Source organism: Providencia zhijiangensis, assembly GCF_030315915.2.
GTDB classification, from domain to species: domain Bacteria; phylum Pseudomonadota; class Gammaproteobacteria; order Enterobacterales; family Enterobacteriaceae; genus Providencia; species Providencia zhijiangensis.
Genome location: NZ_CP135990.1, coordinates 1,283,253 through 1,300,960, shown reverse-complemented (window position 1 = coordinate 1,300,960; position 17,708 = coordinate 1,283,253). Strand labels below are relative to the sequence as shown.

The window sequence follows — 17,708 nt, the reverse complement described above, 5'->3', positions numbered from 1 at the left end:
ATTAGCCACCAATCCGCACCGTAGGACTCATTAAGCTAGCGAACTGCTCAATGCGTTTACTGACTTCACGCAATGCCTGAGTAGCCGATAAACCCGAATCAATAGCATCCTGAAACGCTGCCTGTTCGATTTTCTGCATACAGACTAATAAACCTAATTGTTGCTCGTCTGCGCTGGCACGTTCGCCAGTGAGCAACCCTGTTAATCGGTTCTCTGTACGGGCTAGATTGATGTAATGATATTTTTCTGCGCCCAAGTCTCTGAGTGCGTCGCGTGACTCATGGTAATGGGGCAGATATTCACGACGGATAGGTTCAGCAGCGCGCTTCTTACTAAATGCTTTGGTTACGTCCATCTTGAATTGTGTCATCTGCTCATGATTACGCCCACGGACAATACGGCACATAAAATCAAATTGGTTTTCATTGAGTAGGTAATAACGATTGTGTTTAATACCTCGCGCCCCTACTTCTTTCACTGACTCCGTTTCAAACGTAGGCAGTGAGCCGAACTCTCTTAGCTGTTTTATGTGCTTTTTAATTAATTCAAAAAGGTTCTTATGTTTAATTCCGATACGTTTAGCAAACAGGCGGCTATCTATTCTTGGCTCGGTTCTGTGTTGAATTAAAATAGGTTCGTCGCTGATTTCAGGGTGAGCGAATCCGCCAGCAATTAAGCTGTAATTTTTTGGTTTCATTTTCTTATTCCGTTATTTTGTCGGGTAGAGGCTTAAAATGTTATTTACGAGTGCTTTATCTAGCGTCTGGTAATTACCTTGTTCAGCGCGTTCATTGATTAAATTGATAACCTTCTGCGCATCCTGAGCCGTCTTAAAGCGGTAACGGTAGTGTGACCCGATACCATCAGGATTGAGCTCATCAATGCGTTCCAGTTCGATATTTAATAAACGTTCCAATTCATTTGGATAATTACGACCTGACGATAAACGACAATGAATTAATATTTCATTCTCTGTAAATCCATTAATGCCTGTGCCTAACATATATAAACGGGCGCGGTGTTTTTTCGGTGGGTTCTTTGATAGAATAGACGGTGCTACGTTATTCTGAGAAGCCACCTGTGACGGGTGGTTTTTCTTTTCCATTATGCCACCTCACCAGTGCGTGATTCAGCAATCTTATTTGCTACCCACTCATCCACCTCTGACTCAACGAAAGCAATAGAACGAGTGCCGATTTTTACTGATTTAGGGAATTGACCTGTTTCAATGAGGCGATAAATCCACGCTTTACCATAGCCAGTACGGCGCATAACTTCAGGTAAGCGAATGAGGTTTTCTTTTAAGGTTGTTACTGTTGGCATGATGCCCCCTGTTATCTAGTTAATGATACGCCTTAGTAGACGTCCGTAGATCTCAAGAGGGAATATACTTTTTTAGGTTGGAGGTTTTCGTAATATGACAAAAATAGTTCGTAATATTACGAATCAATATTTTTAAGCCAGCCAGAAACTGTATTTCCACTAGGCAAAGGAAGACCTTGAGCATCAAAATCTTTTCTTATTACCCCTACTGGACTTTCAATATGAGAGCGAGGGTTATCTGCAATATCTTTTCCGTATCTCACACAAGTTAATCCATATATATATTGAGCCATAGCATTAATAGTCTTAGGAGACTCTTTTTTATCTGCTTTACAGGCACCTTTATTTGTTAATTTTAAAATATTAGATTTTTTAATTACGGGCAATGCGCCACTCGGAACGCTTGTGCAAGGCATAAGCTGATGAGCGTAATCGCCATTGTTAACTAAATTGAGAAGATGTGTTAATTGCGCTATATGCTTGTCAACTAAGGGATTCAAACGATCTGCATGCGCTAATTTCATAGCCTCTACTATTTTTAGAGACTCACTAATATCAACTGGGGATAATACCTGATACAAGTCATTACCCTTGATTAATACAATCCCTCTTACACCATATAAACTTCTCAGTGGTTCATTAAGCCCAACACCCTGGCTATAAAGGCATTCATTGAAGTGTTTAATTACACCGCAAAACATAGCATCCCACAGTCCATCAATTCTAACTATCTCATTATTTATTGGTATTGCATGCTGAATTAAAGTTTCTGGCATTACTGCGTCGGTATTCAGCATTTCTAAATTAGCCTTTATCAATGCGTCAGGATCATCAAGTGCTACCGATAATGGAACAGTTTTCAATGAAACTTTTCTTGCGGGGGTGGGGGCTTGAAAATATATAGATGGGGAAATTGCCTCGTCTGCGACGAGCCTTGCGATATCACCAATAGATACTTGTATATCCTGTTTATCCGCTAAAAGCGTCACTATTTCTGAATAGCTTAACCATTCACGATATGCAGATATGTCCACGCCTCATCTCCCTGAGTTTCCATGTGGTCTATTACCGTCCACTAAATAATACTAAAGTAAAGTCTATCGTATATCTGCTTATTATCAAGTGTACTAATTAGATAGTAATTGTGGATAACTTCTGTAATATTTTAAATATTTTTTGTAATAACAAGCAGTTCCAACATAAAAAAACCAGACATTTAACTGTCTGGTTCAGTGTTCGATCGCTGGCTACTTAAGCACGTTTAAAGTTACCGTGCACAACATTATCCCCGTTCTCTAATGCCCCCATGTAATCAGCATACCACTGAAGCATTTCTCTGCGTCCATCAATATACTGAGCATGGTTATACGTTCCACGGATAGAATTCTTATCAACGTGCGCTAGCTGTGTCTCAATCCATGCGGTGTTATAGCCTTGTTCGTGTAGGATGGTGCTCATTGTATGCCTGAATCCGTGACCTGTGGCTCTACCACTGTAGCCCATGCGCCTAATCATCGTATTCAATGCCATATCTGATATATGCTTTCTATAATCAGTACGGCTAGGGAATATATATTGATAACTGCCACTGATGGGGTGTATTTGTTTCAGCAAATCAATAACCTGCTCTGATAACGGTACAATATGAGGGCGGCGCATCTTCATTTTTTCAGCCGGTATTTCCCATACCCCAGTATCAAAGTTAATTTCTGACCATTCCGCCTTTCTCAATTCACCTGGTCGAACTCCAGTTAATATAAGCACTCTTAATGCCACTCTTACAATCTGGCTTCCCATGTACTTATCAATAGAAGAAAGAAATTCTGGTAATTCACTTACTGAAAGGTGGGCGTAATGCTCACGCTTATGTGGAACAAAGGCACTGGCTAAATCTGGCGCGGGGTTATACTCAGCCCTACCAGTAATAATGGCGTACTTCCATACCTCACCACAACGTTGACGCACTTTCTTTAGCTTCTCGGTTGCTCCGCGCTTTTCCATAATAGAAAGCACTTCAAGTAATTCCATTGGTTTGATTTCGGCAATCGGGCGATTACCTATATAAGGAAAGACGTCTTTTTCGAATGCGTCCATCATGTCATCACGATAACCAACAGACCAGCGATCCTTTCTTCCCCCATACCATTCAAGGGCGATATTTTTAAAGGTGTTTACACTGTCAATCTTTGAGGCTTGCTTTTGTTCTTTGCGTTGTTGGTTTGGGTCAATTCCATCCGCCAGCAATCTCTTTGCATCATCACGCTTTCTTCTGGCATCAGCGAGTGTAACAGTTGGATAAATTCCAATAGCTAAAAGCTTCTCTTTACCATCGATTCGGTATTTTAACCGCCAATACTTTCCGCCGTTCGTTTTAACCAATAGGTACAGCCCACCACCATCAGATAGTTTGTAGTCTTTTTCTTTAGGCTTGCTGGAATCAATTTGCTTAACGGTTAGCTTCATTTGGGGGTACTCAAATCATGGGGTATAAATGTACCCCCATATGTACCACCTAAAGGGGGTAGTTTTCAATAGACGATAGTAGACGTTGGAATAATGGGATTTAGCTTGAATGTTTTATTTACTTGGGATTGAGAGACTTTAGTAGACTTGATTGGAAGTGAATATGGCGGAGGAGGAGAGATTCGAACTCTCGGATGGTTTCCCATCGGCGGTTTTCAAGACCGCTGCCTTCAGCCGCTCGGCCACCCCTCCGCAATGACGAGCACTATAATCATCTGCGCTTTCAATGTAAACCCCTAATTTGTTCGTTCGCTTTAAAAATAGACGCACATTGATTCAATGGATGAAATTATCAACATTTTTTCCTATTCCAACAGGGTTTACTTGGGTTATTGCTGGTTTTTTGCTAAATTTGCGGTCTACTTTTGTTTGGATAGAAATTAAGTATGTTGGTTTTTAATAATCAAGAAATTGAAACAGACTCGCAAGGCTACCTACTTGATAGCCAACAATGGAGCGAAGATCTTATTCCGCTACTCGCTGCGCAAGAAGAAATTGAACTCACTGATGAGCATCTCGAAATTATCCGTTTCGTTCGTGCGTTCTATTTAGAATTTAATACATCACCAGCGATCAGAATGTTAGTTAAAGCGGTTTCTCAGCAGTTTGGGGAAGAAAAAGGCAACAGCCGTTATTTATATCGACTGTTTCCTCAAGGTCCTGCGAAGCAAGCGACAAAACTTGCAGGTCTTCCTAAACCCGTAAAATGTATTTAAGAACACACTAATAGCGGACGGAAAAATCCGCTATTGGTTCCGTATGCCAATTTTCACTAAAGTAGTGGTCGATTTTAGCCCCCGGAGGCCCGCCCGCTTTCAGCCAGTCATCGACAAATTCAATATCCTGCTCGGAACCATAAATAGCCAGTTTCACACTGCCATCATCCCGGTTATAAACAAAACCTTTGATCCCATTTTGATTCGCCCAATGATAGGTTTGGTACCGAAACCCAACACCTTGGACTCGTCCATAAATATAGAAATAACGACCTGTTGCTACCATATAAGCCTCCGATGTCATTACTTAATCAATTAAAACCCTCTGGCGCAGTTGTTTTTTATTCATTCAGCAGATAATCTGATTATTGAGGCACTGCTTTTCGTTATTACTTAAAGACAGTGTATTGCGTTATGAGTAATTGTCCACACATTGGCTTGAAAACGCACAGCACTGCCCACATGTAGTTTACAGCACAAGCAAGGCTTTTAAGGAGGTCGCTATGATGATCACCAGTAAATATGGAATCGGGCAACAAGTCAGACACAAACTTCTCGGCTACCTTGGGGTAGTTGTTGATGTTGACCCTGAATACTCGCTCGACCAACCACATGATGATGACATTGCATCCAACAGTACATTACGCGATCTGCCTTGGTATCATGTCGTCATGGAAGATGATAATGGGGAAGCGGTTCATACTTATTTAGCAGAAGCACAGATTACTTATGAGATGACTGATGACCATCCAGAACAACCGTCTATGGATGAGTTAGCAGAATCGATAAGATCCCAACTACAAGCTCCGCGTCTACGTAACTGATCATGAACGCAATCCAGTAAAGCAGCCCACCAGCTGCTTTATTTTTTTACATGACCGTCGATGAACACGCGATACTTATTTTTCCAAACCTAACGCTGGAATTTCTTGTTTAGGGCATTTATCCATCACGCACTGTAACCCCGCATTCACAGCAATTCTTTGCGCCTCTTCACTAATAACCCCTTTTTGCAGCCATAAGACTTTAGCTTTAATAGCGACGGCCTCATGAGCAACACCGACTGCAGCATCAGCATTTCTAAAAACATCAACCATATCAACAGGGTTAGGGATTTCACTCAGTTGGGCATAAACTCGCTGCCCTAATAATGATTGTCCCGCGAGCTTCGGGCTCACCGGAATAACCTGATACCCTTGGTGTAAGAGGTATTCCATGACTTCATAGCTTGGGCGGTCTGTACGGTCACTCGCGCCAACTAATGCAATTGTCTTAACGCTCGTTAGAATTTCAGCAATTTCTTGATCTCTCATCAAAATATCTCCCAAAATCAGTAAACTATTCATATGCATTATGATATATGTTGTACATCTTTGTTCACTCAATTTTTAAGATGCGTGACAGCTATCTATTTGTGATGCCAATCTTGTTTAAGGGAACCTCATGGAATCTACCACCCGAAAAATCGCAGCTTCAAAAAATATTGCTTTAGTTGCCCATGACCACTGTAAATCATCCTTACTCGGTTGGGTAACCAAAAATAAAACGAAATTAAGCTCACACAAACTGTTTGCAACAGGTACCACTGGGAGCTTGGTTAATAAAGAAACTGGTTTACCTGTTACCGGTATGTTGAGCGGCCCAATGGGTGGTGACCAACAAATTGGCGCCATGATTGCAGAGCAGAAAATCGACCTACTCATTTTCTTTTGGGATCCGTTAAATGCCGTTCCTCACGATCCTGATGTCAAGGCGCTTCTGCGATTAGCCACTGTTTGGAATATCCCTGTGGCCACCAACCCTGCCACCGCTGATTTTCTGATTACCTCCCCTTTCTTTGATGGGGAAATTGATATTGTGATCCCTGATTATCAAAGCTATTTAAATAAACGCACTAATTAATAGTACGCCGAAAAATAGCCGTAAATGAATAAAAAACTGCGCCATCGATATACTCAATGGCGCAGTTTTCATTTTTAATGAATTGAATTTTAATACGCGAGTTTTAAGGCTTTTTCTGCCTAGGTACACCCATTTGCTTTAGCTCTTCAACAAATTCAGACGGATTATCAGGGTTATACAATAACCATGCTTGCTGCTTCGCTCTCGTCAACGCCACATAAAATAGTCGTCGTTCTTCCGCATGTTCAAAATGTTCAGGTTGTGGCAATAAAGCGTCTTCAATAATCGACTCCCGAGCAGGCGCTGGGAATCCCTCTTTGCCACCATTTAAACCACAAATAATGACATGATCCGCCTGTTGGCCCTTCGATGCATGCATGGTCATAAATTGAATTTTCAATTTTGGCCAGCGTGTTTCCGCTTTCTTTAGAATTTCCGGCTTTAAATAGTGGTAACGAGCCAAAATTAAGATATTTTCATCATCTAAAACATAACCGCTCATTTTATCCAGCAAACGCTCTAGCGCATCTTCATACAATAAAACGACAGATTTTTTATTACCTTTTATCAGGCTATTTAATGGCTTATCTAACTGACTTGGGTTCTGTAATACAAAGCGATTCGCAATATCACCGATGCGCTCATTAAACCGGTATGTTGTATCTAATGCGCATAAATCCCCTTCACCAAAATGCGTTTTAAATGACGTAGTCAAATCCAATTCAGCGCCACTAAAGCGATAAATTGCCTGCCAATCATCACCGACTGCAAATAAACAGGTTTGCTTATTTTGTTGGCGTAATGCATGTAATAATTTGGCTCTCAGTGGTGAAATATCTTGGAATTCATCAACTAAAATATGTTTCCACGGGCTAATAAAGCGCCCTTTTTCAATAATGTTGACCGCTTGATGGATGAGGCCGGAGAAATCAATCGCGCCTTCATCTTTGAGAGCACTCTTCCAAGCTTTCAATAGCGGAGCCATTAAACGAATTCGTTTTTGGAATAGTGCACGAATTTCTTCCCGTGTATTGTCAATCATCTCTTTTTGGCTACCGCCATGAGAGCGGATCAAACTCAACCAGCGCTCTAGTCGAACGACTAGTTTGCGACTAATTTTTTCATCATTCCAAAATTCACCGTCAGGAATATCCCATTGCAATTCTTCTGACAGCCACTCTCGCCAACCTTTCGCTTGGGCTTTTTTACTGGAGCACTGCTCTCGCCATTCATTCAACAAGAGAGATTGGCGCTTTTCGGTATCCGATTCTAGCGCACTAATTATTGGTGACTTATTGCTACCTTCGCGGATAATCTGCAATGCAAGTGCGTGAAATGTCTTCGCCTCGATCTCTTTTTGTTGTAAACGAGATTGAATCCGCTCATTCATCTCTTCCGCAGCTTTACGTCCAAACGCCAATAATAAGATTTGCTCAGGTTTAGCCAGCTCTCTTAATAGAAGCCATCCTGCCCTTGCAACCAGCACCGATGTTTTTCCGCTACCCGCTCCCGCTAAAACTAAAACATTATCTTCACCATTAATGACGGATAATGATTGAGAATAATTTAATGGAGAGGATTCAATATGTTGGAAAAAATCATCATAGCGCGTTAAAACTGACTGGCACCAATTTTGGTTATTTTGTTTGCGACATTGTTCGCTATTCGTTAGCCACTGCCTGCAAAATTGGTAATGTGCGGCACAGTTTTCAAATAAAGGCATTCGAACGAGGGGTAAAGGAAGTGATGAAAACTGCTGAGTGATCCTTTCTTTTATCGATTGCAAGCTACGTAAACTTAACCACGCATCTTGCTGAGTTTGTTGTAAAATCGACTGAGTTAAAGACGTCAATACTTGAGCACTGACCTCGCTCATTTCAACGCTCCATTGCTGCCATTTTTCATTCAAAAAATGGTAGAAACGCTGAGTTTGTTTCCACTCTGTACCGTGCAAACGAACGACTTGTTCATCTAAAATTTCAAATTCCAATTCTCCCCAGACGATCCCACGCTTACAGCGAATATCTACTAGCTCATTGAAGGGAATAAGGTATTGATGGTTTTCACCACTAACTTCGATGCCTGCATTAAGTAAGCGAACCCGATTATAGGGATGCTGAGCCAGGCGCTGTCCAATCTGTGTCGATTTCAGTTCCATACGTTCTGCACCTGTGTGAATCATTCGTGAAAATAATCAAAGCATAATTGCTAATAGTTTTTTATTCTACGTAAACACGTTATTCTATATAGATAAGGATTTGTCTTACCACTGAGGTACTTTGTGCTAACGCTGCTAACCAGTTATCGTCGTGTGCTCTATAACAGCCATATTTTATATTATATCCGAATCTTAATTGCGCTGACAGGCACAACCTTGGTTCCATGGCTTTTAGGCTTAGAGCCTAAAGTCACGATCCCTTTAACTCTAGGCGTTGTCGCTGCCGCACTCACTGACTTAGATGATAGATTGACTGGCAGAATAAAAAATTTAATTATCACTTTATTCTGTTTTTTAATTGCCTCAGTCTCTATTGAATTACTTTTTCCTTACCCTGTTTTATTCTTTTTTGGGTTAGCATTCTCAACCTGCGGTTTTATCTTACTTGGCGCATTAGGGCAACGCTATGCCACTATCGCTTTCGGTGCTCTGCTAATTGCAATATACACCATGCTTGGCGTACCTATTTTTGATACTTGGTACATCCAACCTGCGCTCTTATTAACTGGTGCCATTTGGTACAACATTCTCACTCTCATCGGGCATATCCTTTTCCCTGTTCGCCCACTACAAGATGCCATTACGCAATGTTATCAGCAGCTTTCAGCTTATCTTGATGCAAAGGCAAACTTATTTGACCCTGACCTCGAAGATGACTATCAGCAGTCAGTCTATGATTTAGCCTTAGTAAACAGTACGTTAGTCAGTACGATGAATCAGGCAAAAATATCGCTACTCAGCCGATTGAAAGGCGATAGAGGCCAGCGAGGCACACGTAATACATTACAATATTACTTTGTCGCTCAAGACATTCATGAACGAGCTAGTTCATCACATATTCAATATCAACAGCTTAGCCGCCGTTTGCGCCATTGTGATATTTTATTTCGCTTTCAACGCTTATTAACCATGCAGGCCAGAGCCTGCCAGCAGGTCGCTCAATCCGTCTTATGGCGCAAACAATATCAACATAATCCGCGCTTTGAGCGCACATTTACGTATATTGAAAACTCCTTGCAGCTACTCCAGCAACAATCTCCTGAATTACATGAAATCAAAGCATTACGAAACTTGCTAAAAAATCTCAAAGGGATTGATGTGCAACTCAAAGGCTTGAGCCTCGGTCAAGCCTCTTGGCAGCAGAATAATAAGCAAATTGAACAGTTATCTGATGAATCCGTCTCTGGTATTCGCGATGTATTTGCTCGATTCAAACATCATTTAACCCCAAAATCCTCGCTGTTTCGCCATGCAGTGAGAATGTCAGCCTTGCTTTGTACTGGGTATTTGATTATTCAACTGTTTGATTTGGAACGCGGTTATTGGATATTACTCACGAGCTTATTTGTTTGCCAACCCAACTATAATGCGACTAAGCGCCGCCTAGCATTGCGTATTACAGGCACTTTGTTAGGGATCGCCATCGGCTTACCTTTACTCAATATCGTGCCATCCATTGAGGGACAACTCACGCTGATCGTGATCACCGGGCTCCTGTTCTTCATGTTCCGTAGCAGCCAATATGCCCAAGCAACGCTGTTTATTACATTGCTGGTGCTATTTTGCTTCAATTTACTCGGCGAAGGCTTCGAAGTTGCACTACCTCGAATTATCGACACTCTCATTGGCTGTTTTATCGCATTACTGGCGGTCAGTTTTATTTGGCCTGACTGGAAGTTTCGACAATTACCGCAAGTGGTACAGAAAACGATGGATAGCAACTGCCGTTATTTGGATGCTATTTTACAGCAATATTATCAAGGTAAAGATAATAGCTTGGAGTACCGTGTTGCGAGACGTGACGCCCACAATAATGACGCAGAATTCGCTTCAATTGTTTCAAATATGGCATCGGATCCTAAGTCATACCAAATCACGCAGGAACAAGCGTTCCGCTTACTGTGTTTAAACCATACATTACTGAGCTATATTTCAGCCCTCGGCGCCCATAGAGAGCAGATGCAAAACGAAGCTAATCTTGCCTTATTAAATGATGCAATCTGCTATATCGAATCGTCTATTCAAATCACATCTTTAGATCCCGCAATGATTGACGAAAAATCAGAGCGCCTAAGGGTGAGCCTACTGAACCGCATTGACCATGCCTCCAGCGATGACGATGAGAAAACCGTACTGATCATGGAACAGACTAAATTGCTGATTGAATTAATTCCTGAAATAAAATCAATGATTAAACAAATTAGCTTGTCATAAAATAAACTGATGAGCGGGCATTAAAACCTATAAATGGCCATGCCCGCTGATTTGAAAGAATAAAAAATTAATTCATACTGTTAAACCAGTTAATGAGCTCCTGCCGAGTTCGAGAAGGTAATACTTCACTATGGCAACCCTCGATAGCCGCAGCCAATCCAATCAACTGTTTTACACTTGGTATCAGCTTCCCATGCTGTTTTAGTTTCAAGAAGCACGCTTTAGCACCTATCATAATGAGATCTTCTGCATGGAAAATTCCAATCTTCCCAAGCGCCCTCTCCATTGCCATATTCATATTTGGCAAGTCCTTGATGCGTACCGCCGCCGACTCTCTTTGTTGAGTTTCTTCCATGGCTGAACGGTACGCTAATTCAATGATGTGACTCAATATTAATGGGTCACACCAAGCCTCTTCCGGAAGTTGGTAGTAGCGCATCTCTAACGGGATGCCTCTTTTACTGTATACCAACCGCTCAAACCCAACTGATTCAAAATAACTACGAGAAAATAGGCATCCACGAACATAAAATTGCCCATCCAGTACCAATCCCACAAGTGCATTATCAATACACAAGCAATATCCACCAAAGTGGTTTTTCTTTTTCAGTGCACCAAACTGACCCAAAATTTGCTGTAAAAGGGAACTTCTTTCATTTTGTAATGACACTTTTCCATCTCCTTATGAATAAAAAAAATACAATCGTCCTTGAAGCTCAAGCAATAAAAAAACAACTGTTTTTACATATAATTATGCTTAATTGATTTTAAAGTTTCAGTTAAAAATGCCAAGTATAACTCGCATAAAAACCACAAAGTTGCGAAGCGCTTTGTAAAAATAGCCTTGATATTGTATAAATATACAGTTACTGTATGTTCATACAGCACTTGTCTCCATGTAATATTGTAGCGAGGTGAATTATGAGTATCTATTCTTGGAACAACGCAGCGGAACATTCTCTTAATCATTTTACTAATGATAGCTTCACGCATGACCGTCTTACACATGGCAATTTAAGCGATGCAAACTCAACAATGAGTTTTGCAAATGGCTTAATGCAGCAAGGTATGGTGAGCGAGTTAGTTTATAACGAGCAACATCCAATTATGGATTACATCTTGCTACCCATGTTGCGCCAATTCGGTATTCAATCACGTTGGCTATTATGGTTGAGCCCAGATAAAAAACTGAGTAAACACTGGTTAGAACAAGCCGGTTTACCCGTTAATAAAATCATGCAACTTAATCAAGTTAATTCAATTACGACCATTGATGCCATGGAAAAAGCATTAAGAAGTGGTAATTACAGTGTCGTATTAGGATGGTTGCCAGAAATAAACGAGCAAGATTTTGTTCTTTTACAAAATGCAGCAGAAGCAGGTCATTCGATGGGATTCATTATGAGGCCAGAAAAAACATATAATACAAGCTCAGCGGATATTAGACATCGAAACCTTTTAAAGATTCACTCCAATAACATTCACTAAACAACAATAAGATTTTTCTTACGAAATTTTACATTCATAAAGATAATTATAAATAAAAAACACTTAAATACTTTAAAATCAATTAGATACATTTATTAACAACAAAATGAGTAATATATTTATCTCTCTGATTTCAACGGCAAAAAAAGACTTTTTTTAACCTTTATTGCTTACCATACTTGTATCTTTTGGAGTTCGTTGTAGACTTTAGCCTGTTAAGCTTATGACATTATTTTTTTACTTTTCGTAAATTTTTGTGGATAATGTCAGCTGAACCTAGCAATTAAATTGAACCAATGGCAAATAATAAGGCTCACGAAGCCAAGCCAATATTGGATGATAACGAGGCGTAAAAATGAAAAAGACAGCTATCGCGGTAGCAGTGGCAGTGGCAGCATTTGCAACTGTTGCACAAGCAGCTCCAAAAGATAACACTTGGTACACTGGTGGTAAATTAGGTTGGTCTCACTACGAGCACGCTAAATTTACTTTTGAAGATGCTGCTGGAGATGAAACTTCAGTTGGTACTGGCAAAAAAACTCGTGACCAATTAGGTGCGGGTCTGTACGCAGGTTACCAATACAACCAGTACATGGGCTTCGAAATGGGCTATGACTGGTTTGGTAAAATGAAGTACAAAGGTGACAACGCAGGTAGCGTTTCTTCAATGGGCGTTTCTCTGACTACCAAACTGAGCTATCCAATCATGGATGACTTAGACGTTTATACTCGTCTGGGTGGTATGGTTTACCGTACAGAAGCTAAAGTTAACGGCGTTGGTAAAGAAACTGACACTGGCGTTTCTCCAGTTTACGCACTGGGTCTTGAGTATGCTATCACTCCAGAATTAGCTACTCGTTTAGACTACCAGTGGGTTAGCCGCATGGGTGACAAAGACAACATCGGTGTTAGCCCAGACAACGGCATGCTGAGCGTTGGTCTAGCATACCGTTTCGGTCAAGAAGCAGCTCCAGTTGTTGCTCCAGCAGTAGTTGCTGAGCCAGCAGCTCCAGTTGTTGAAAACAAACGCTTCACTCTGCGTTCAGACGTTCTGTTTAACTTCAACAAAGCAACTCTGAAACCAGAAGGTCAGCAAGCACTGAACGAACTGTACAACGAACTGAGCAACATCGACCCAACTCAAGGTCGCGTGCTGGTAGTTGGTTTCACAGACCGTATCGGTTCACAAAACTACAACCTGCCACTGTCACAAAAACGTGCTCAGTCAGTAGTAGACTATTTAGTATCTAAAGGCGTTCCAGCAAGCGCAATCGCTGCTGAAGGTCGTGGTAAAGAAGATCCAGTAACTGGTAACAAATGTGACGCAGTTAAAGGCCGTGCAGCTCTGATCGAGTGTTTAGCGCCAGACCGTCGCGTTGAAATCGAAATCCAAGGTACAACTGAAGTTGTAACTCAACCAGGCGCTTAATTTATAGCCCTAGTTTGAATTTCGAACTGAACATAAAAAGCCCCAATTTATTGGGGCTTTTTTTTCATCCTCAGAAAGAAAGGTCGTCACAATCTTCTATTTGGTCAACTAAAGATCGTTACTCTTTCTCCGACTTACCTAAGATCGCTTGAAGATCATGCTTCAATAAGCTCATTTGGCTCTCATACTTATCTTTATGTTCCGCATCTTCAATTAGCTGAATAATTGTCTCTGATAAAGTTTTATTCCGTTTTACTGCCAAATTAGATAGTCGCTGCCAAACCGAATAATTTAAATCGATCGACTTTTTCCGAGTATGTGGATGCTCAGCATTAAAGTGTCGTTTTCGACGCGCACGAATACTCTGTTTCATACGGTTATCCAATTGAGGGGACATATGATCTGCAATCCACTTCAATACATCCACTGGCGTATTTTCCAGCTTTAACAGCTGCTCAATTGCCTCTTGCTCCGCACTTCTTTCTATATATCGGGTAATAGGCTCCCCGCTTCTCGCTTTATTGACTAGATATTCCCATTTCCAGCCACATTCAAGATTTTCAAGTTGCTGATATTTCATATTTTTTCCCGAAGAAAATCGTACCTATCATTATATTAGCAATAATATAGGAAAAATGCTCAAGGTGGATTTTATTTAATCGATTATCTGTTGATTAACACAAAGAAAATAACAGTAAATAAAAAAATAGTGTACAATTCGCATCCACACGTTAACAAACCACTAAAATCGCATGTCCACTTTTGAACACATACTTCTTATCTATGGGATTGGAGGAGTATGTTCAGCGTTATTCGCCCTGCTAGTAACCAAAGATCCTAGTTTTTGCATGAGATTATTGAGCGCGCTTCTGATTGGCTTTACATGGCCACTAAGTTTACCCGTTGCCCTCATGTTTTCTTTATTCTAACTCGATATTTCGACAAATATTGCTGCAAGATTAGCGCTCAGAGGCTAATATAACACTCTTAAGCCGAAGATATTTTAAGGTAATAAATTAGCCTGAAATTGTATATAAAACAGACGGTACAGAAATAAACTCAGGCACATGCGACCTGCTGATTGGCAGGCATTTATTGATAACCATACTAATAGCAGATAATTATAGTGATCAGTCAAGAATTAACATGGCAAGGCCTAACTCCTAACTTATCGTCTTTTCAGACAAAATTTGTCTCTTCAGCGACGTTGACTCCATCAACACTGACTGATATTCAACCAAGATTATTCGATGGGATGCAGCATTTCATTCGTGAATATGCTCAAACGCGCTTTATGTTCATCAAGTCTGACGAAAGTGAAGAGTATCTCAAACTATTTACTGACACTATCACCCCGCTATTGGATAAAACCCAATCTATCAATGGTGATTATCAATTATCTGAAGATAAGCAACGATATCAGTGGCAAAACGATGTTACCGGTCGTTTTTCCTCACATGAAAAAATTGCTTACCGCCACTGGATTGAACCCGAACAGCTGTTTGGCTATATCACGCCAAATCAAAATTTAGTCCCAGGTTTACTACACCAAATTAACGGTGGAGTCCTCATTATTTCTGCAACTGCGTTGGTCACTCAGCCATTAATGTGGACTCGTCTAAAAAATATGGTGACTCGCCGTCAGTTAGAGTGGCTGCCACATAATGAAAATCAAACACTACCAATTGAAATTGAGCCTCAGCCGCTTGAACTTAAAGTGATTGTTGTCGGTGATAGACTCATATTAGAAGAATTTGAATTTGCAGCTCCTGAGCTGTTTGACTGTTCAATATATGCAGAATATGAGCCTCTCATGTTTTTCGAAGACGAAGAACAATTAAGCTTATGGATGAATTTCATTAAATTCATAGTGAACAGTAATCAGCTACCTGAAATTGCAGCTGACGGCTGGCCTGAGTTTATTTTGCAAGCGACACGTTGTTGCGAAGATAAATACAATTTACCTCTTGATATTAATTGGTTAACTCGCAAATTAACCAATGCAGCTCAATACGCTAACGAAGGTCATTTAACGGCGGAATCATTCTCTCAAGCCGAAGAAAATCGTTTATGGCGCCATTCCTTCCTTGTTGAGCGTAATCAAGACGACATTCTGCAAGAGCAAGTTTTGATTAAAACTGAAGGGGAAGTTGTCGGGCAAATTAACGGGTTATCCGTCTTACAGTATCCTGGCTACCCTGACACAATTGGTGAACCATCACGGATCACCTGCGTAGCACATCTGGGCGATGGTGAGTTTACTGACGTCGAGCGCAAGGCAGAATTAGGTGGCAATATTCATGCAAAAGGCATGATGATTATGCAAGCCTACCTTAACTATGAATTAAAATTAGAGCAGCCGCAGCCCTTCTCTGCCTCTATTGTATTTGAACAGTCTTATGGTGAAGTTGATGGTGATAGCGCATCATTAGCTGAACTGTGTGCCTTAATCAGCGCATTATCATTGCAGCCTATCGACCAACAAATTGCCGTCACTGGCGCTGTTGACCAATTTGGCTATGTTCAACCTATTGGCGGCGTTAACGAAAAGATTGAAGGATTTTTTGATATCTGCGATAAGCGTGAGCTCACAGGTAATCAAGGTGTCATCATCCCAATGTCTAATGTGCGCCATCTATGTTTGAAACAAGAAGTTATCGAGGCAGTCAAAGAAGAGAAATTCCATATTTGGCCTGTCGAACACGTTGCTCAAGCAATTTCTATCCTAACGAAACAACCTTACTTTGAACAACAAGTAGAAGGTGATAACGTACACTTGTTAGCTTTAATTCAAGAACGCATAAACCAAGCAAATTCACCGGATAAGTCTAGATTACCTTGGTTTTTAAAGTGGATGGGCTAAGTAAAGATTGAGTAAATATTTGCTGATCGGAGTTGTTCAGCGTACAAGTGTAAGCTATTCTGTTGACCTACACATAATAAAGGCTATCTGAAGATCATGGTTGATAAACGCGAATCCTATACGAAAGAAGATTTAGAGGCTTCTGGAAGAGGCGAATTATTTGGGGAAAATGGTCCTCCATTGCCATCAGGTAATATGTTGATGATGGATCGCATCATCAAAATGACCGAAGATGGCGGTACATTTGATAAAGGCTACGTTGAAGCTGAACTGGATATCAATCCAGATTTATGGTTCTTTGGTTGCCACTTCACGAATGACCCTGTTATGCCTGGTTGCTTAGGCCTTGATGCTATGTGGCAACTGGTTGGTTTTTACCTCGGCTGGTTAGGCGGCGAAGGTAAAGGTCGTGCGTTAGGTGTTGGTGAAGTGAAATTCACTGGACAAGTATTACCGACTGCAAAAAAAGTCACTTACCGTATTAATTTTAAGCGCGTGATTAACCGTAAGTTAATTATGGGATTAGCGGATGGTGAAGTACTGGTAGACGGCAAACTGATTTATGCTGCAACAGACCTGAAAGTCGGCTTATTTAAGGATACAAGCGCGTTCTAATCGTAGCTTGCCTTAAATGCAAACCTCCGCAAATGCGGAGGTTTCTAATTTTTTGGGGATTATATTAAATTATGCGTTGAATAATTTCCGCAAGTTAATCTAATTATCCTCGTGAATGACCAATTAAACGGCTACTGCCGCTCTGTCCTCCATCGCTTTTCGCCAACCACCTAGCCAATGCGAACGGGCATCTACAGCCTGATAAGGACATAACTCTTTGGAACGTCCAGTTAAACCTGCTTGATAACCTCTGGATAACGCTCTTTCTAAACGGTCTCGCTTCTGTCTTTTCATGCCTTACTTCCCTCATCATTTAAATGGAAAAGAAAACAGCATCTATTTTTGTTAATAGATACACTATACAAATAACGCCCGTCCATAAGAAATGCAAGTAAAGAATTTCATATTATTGTCATA

At 40.8% G+C, this 17,708-nt stretch carries 20 protein-coding genes and 1 tRNA gene; 9 read left to right on the top strand and 12 right to left on the bottom strand.

From position 1 onward, the window contains the following. Position 1: 1 nt before the first annotated feature. From QS795_RS05795 to QS795_RS05770, 6 genes are all read right to left on the bottom strand, one after another. Positions 2–697 carry a Rha family transcriptional regulator gene (locus tag QS795_RS05795; protein ID WP_286272662.1) on the bottom strand — a complete coding sequence of 232 codons (696 nt, stop codon included), beginning with the start codon at positions 695–697 and terminating at the stop codon, positions 2–4. A 12-nt stretch (positions 698–709) separates the two neighbouring features. Continuing rightward, entirely contained in the window at positions 710–1,105 is a 396-nt protein-coding gene (locus QS795_RS05790; RefSeq protein ID WP_286272660.1) for a hypothetical protein, read from the bottom strand. Beyond that, entirely contained in the window at positions 1,105–1,323 is a 219-nt protein-coding gene (locus QS795_RS05785; protein ID WP_036951665.1) for a helix-turn-helix transcriptional regulator, read from the bottom strand. The genes QS795_RS05790 and QS795_RS05785 overlap by 1 nt, the downstream gene beginning before the upstream one ends. 116 nt (positions 1,324–1,439) lie before the next feature. Continuing rightward, entirely contained in the window at positions 1,440–2,357 is a 918-nt protein-coding gene (locus tag QS795_RS05780; RefSeq protein WP_265693607.1) for a hypothetical protein, read from the bottom strand. A gap of 217 nt (positions 2,358–2,574) precedes the next feature. Further along, entirely contained in the window at positions 2,575–3,786 is a 1,212-nt protein-coding gene (locus QS795_RS05775; protein WP_286272654.1) for a tyrosine-type recombinase/integrase, read from the bottom strand. A gap of 164 nt (positions 3,787–3,950) precedes the next feature. Beyond that, a tRNA-Ser gene (locus tag QS795_RS05770) sits at positions 3,951–4,038 on the bottom strand. 194 nt (positions 4,039–4,232) lie between these two features. Between QS795_RS05770 and QS795_RS05765 the strand changes: the two genes are divergently transcribed. After that, positions 4,233–4,562 (top strand): TusE/DsrC/DsvC family sulfur relay protein, encoded by a 330-nt coding sequence (locus QS795_RS05765; protein ID WP_036951672.1) that lies wholly within the window; start codon positions 4,233–4,235, stop codon positions 4,560–4,562. 7 nt (positions 4,563–4,569) lie between these two features. On the opposite strand, the gene QS795_RS05760 is transcribed toward QS795_RS05765, so the two are convergent. Then, positions 4,570–4,848 (bottom strand): acylphosphatase, encoded by a 279-nt coding sequence (locus QS795_RS05760; protein WP_286272652.1) that lies wholly within the window; start codon positions 4,846–4,848, stop codon positions 4,570–4,572. Between the two features lie 217 nt (positions 4,849–5,065). Here QS795_RS05760 and hspQ point away from each other — a divergent pair, with 217 nt between their 5' ends. Continuing rightward, positions 5,066–5,386 carry a heat shock protein HspQ gene (gene hspQ, locus QS795_RS05755; RefSeq protein ID WP_006813539.1) on the top strand — a complete coding sequence of 107 codons (321 nt, stop codon included), beginning with the start codon at positions 5,066–5,068 and terminating at the stop codon, positions 5,384–5,386. Between the two features lie 75 nt (positions 5,387–5,461). Here the strand turns inward: hspQ and QS795_RS05750 are convergent, their stop codons facing one another. After that, a complete protein-coding gene (locus QS795_RS05750) occupies positions 5,462–5,875 on the bottom strand; it encodes a CoA-binding protein (RefSeq protein ID WP_154628385.1) in 414 nt (137 codons plus the stop codon). Between the two features lie 130 nt (positions 5,876–6,005). On the opposite strand from QS795_RS05750, the gene QS795_RS05745 reads away from it, so the two are divergent. Next, positions 6,006–6,464: a methylglyoxal synthase gene (locus tag QS795_RS05745; RefSeq protein WP_132494534.1), complete on the top strand. Its 459-nt coding sequence runs from the start codon at positions 6,006–6,008 to the stop codon at positions 6,462–6,464. Positions 6,465–6,567: 103 nt separating this feature from the next. Here the strand turns inward: QS795_RS05745 and helD are convergent, their stop codons facing one another. Next, positions 6,568–8,622, bottom strand: a complete 2,055-nt coding sequence (helD, locus tag QS795_RS05740) for a DNA helicase IV (RefSeq protein WP_286272647.1) — start codon at positions 8,620–8,622, stop codon at positions 6,568–6,570. A 123-nt stretch (positions 8,623–8,745) separates the two neighbouring features. On the opposite strand from helD, the gene yccS reads away from it, so the two are divergent. Beyond that, on the top strand, positions 8,746–10,896 hold the full coding sequence (yccS, locus tag QS795_RS05735) for a YccS family putative transporter (protein ID WP_286272645.1): 2,151 nt from the start codon (positions 8,746–8,748) through the stop codon (positions 10,894–10,896). A 67-nt stretch (positions 10,897–10,963) separates the two neighbouring features. On the opposite strand, the gene QS795_RS05730 is transcribed toward yccS, so the two are convergent. Beyond that, the gene (locus tag QS795_RS05730) at positions 10,964–11,566 is read right to left on the bottom strand and encodes a TfoX/Sxy family DNA transformation protein (protein WP_181478311.1); all 603 of its coding nucleotides are present in this window, start codon (positions 11,564–11,566) and stop codon (positions 10,964–10,966) included. A gap of 251 nt (positions 11,567–11,817) precedes the next feature. Here QS795_RS05730 and sulA point away from each other — a divergent pair, with 251 nt between their 5' ends. Together sulA and ompA are read left to right on the top strand one after the other, a co-directional pair. Continuing rightward, positions 11,818–12,384 carry an SOS-induced cell division inhibitor SulA gene (sulA, locus tag QS795_RS05725; RefSeq protein WP_286272644.1) on the top strand — a complete coding sequence of 189 codons (567 nt, stop codon included), beginning with the start codon at positions 11,818–11,820 and terminating at the stop codon, positions 12,382–12,384. A 355-nt stretch (positions 12,385–12,739) separates the two neighbouring features. Further along, positions 12,740–13,813: a porin OmpA gene (gene ompA, locus QS795_RS05720; protein WP_036951685.1), complete on the top strand. Its 1,074-nt coding sequence runs from the start codon at positions 12,740–12,742 to the stop codon at positions 13,811–13,813. A 118-nt stretch (positions 13,814–13,931) separates the two neighbouring features. Here ompA and matP read toward each other — a convergent pair whose 3' ends face one another. Further along, the gene (gene matP, locus QS795_RS05715; protein ID WP_154604226.1) at positions 13,932–14,393 is read right to left on the bottom strand and encodes a macrodomain Ter protein MatP; all 462 of its coding nucleotides are present in this window, start codon (positions 14,391–14,393) and stop codon (positions 13,932–13,934) included. 172 nt (positions 14,394–14,565) lie between these two features. Between matP and QS795_RS05710 the strand changes: the two genes are divergently transcribed. The 3 genes from QS795_RS05710 to fabA all read left to right on the top strand — a co-directional run bounded on the left by QS795_RS05710 (position 14,566) and on the right by fabA (position 17,291). Beyond that, a complete protein-coding gene (locus QS795_RS05710; RefSeq protein ID WP_071992149.1) occupies positions 14,566–14,742 on the top strand; it encodes a GhoT/OrtT family toxin in 177 nt (58 codons plus the stop codon). 197 nt (positions 14,743–14,939) lie between these two features. Continuing rightward, entirely contained in the window at positions 14,940–16,676 is a 1,737-nt protein-coding gene (locus QS795_RS05705; protein WP_286272641.1) for an AAA family ATPase, read from the top strand. Positions 16,677–16,772: 96 nt separating this feature from the next. Further along, positions 16,773–17,291, top strand: coding sequence for a bifunctional 3-hydroxydecanoyl-ACP dehydratase/trans-2-decenoyl-ACP isomerase (fabA, locus tag QS795_RS05700; protein ID WP_036951692.1), 519 nt, complete (start codon positions 16,773–16,775; stop codon positions 17,289–17,291). A 123-nt stretch (positions 17,292–17,414) separates the two neighbouring features. Here fabA and rmf read toward each other — a convergent pair whose 3' ends face one another. Continuing rightward, positions 17,415–17,585, bottom strand: coding sequence for a ribosome modulation factor (gene rmf / locus QS795_RS05695; RefSeq protein ID WP_036951696.1), 171 nt, complete (start codon positions 17,583–17,585; stop codon positions 17,415–17,417). Positions 17,586–17,708: the final 123 nt, after the last annotated feature.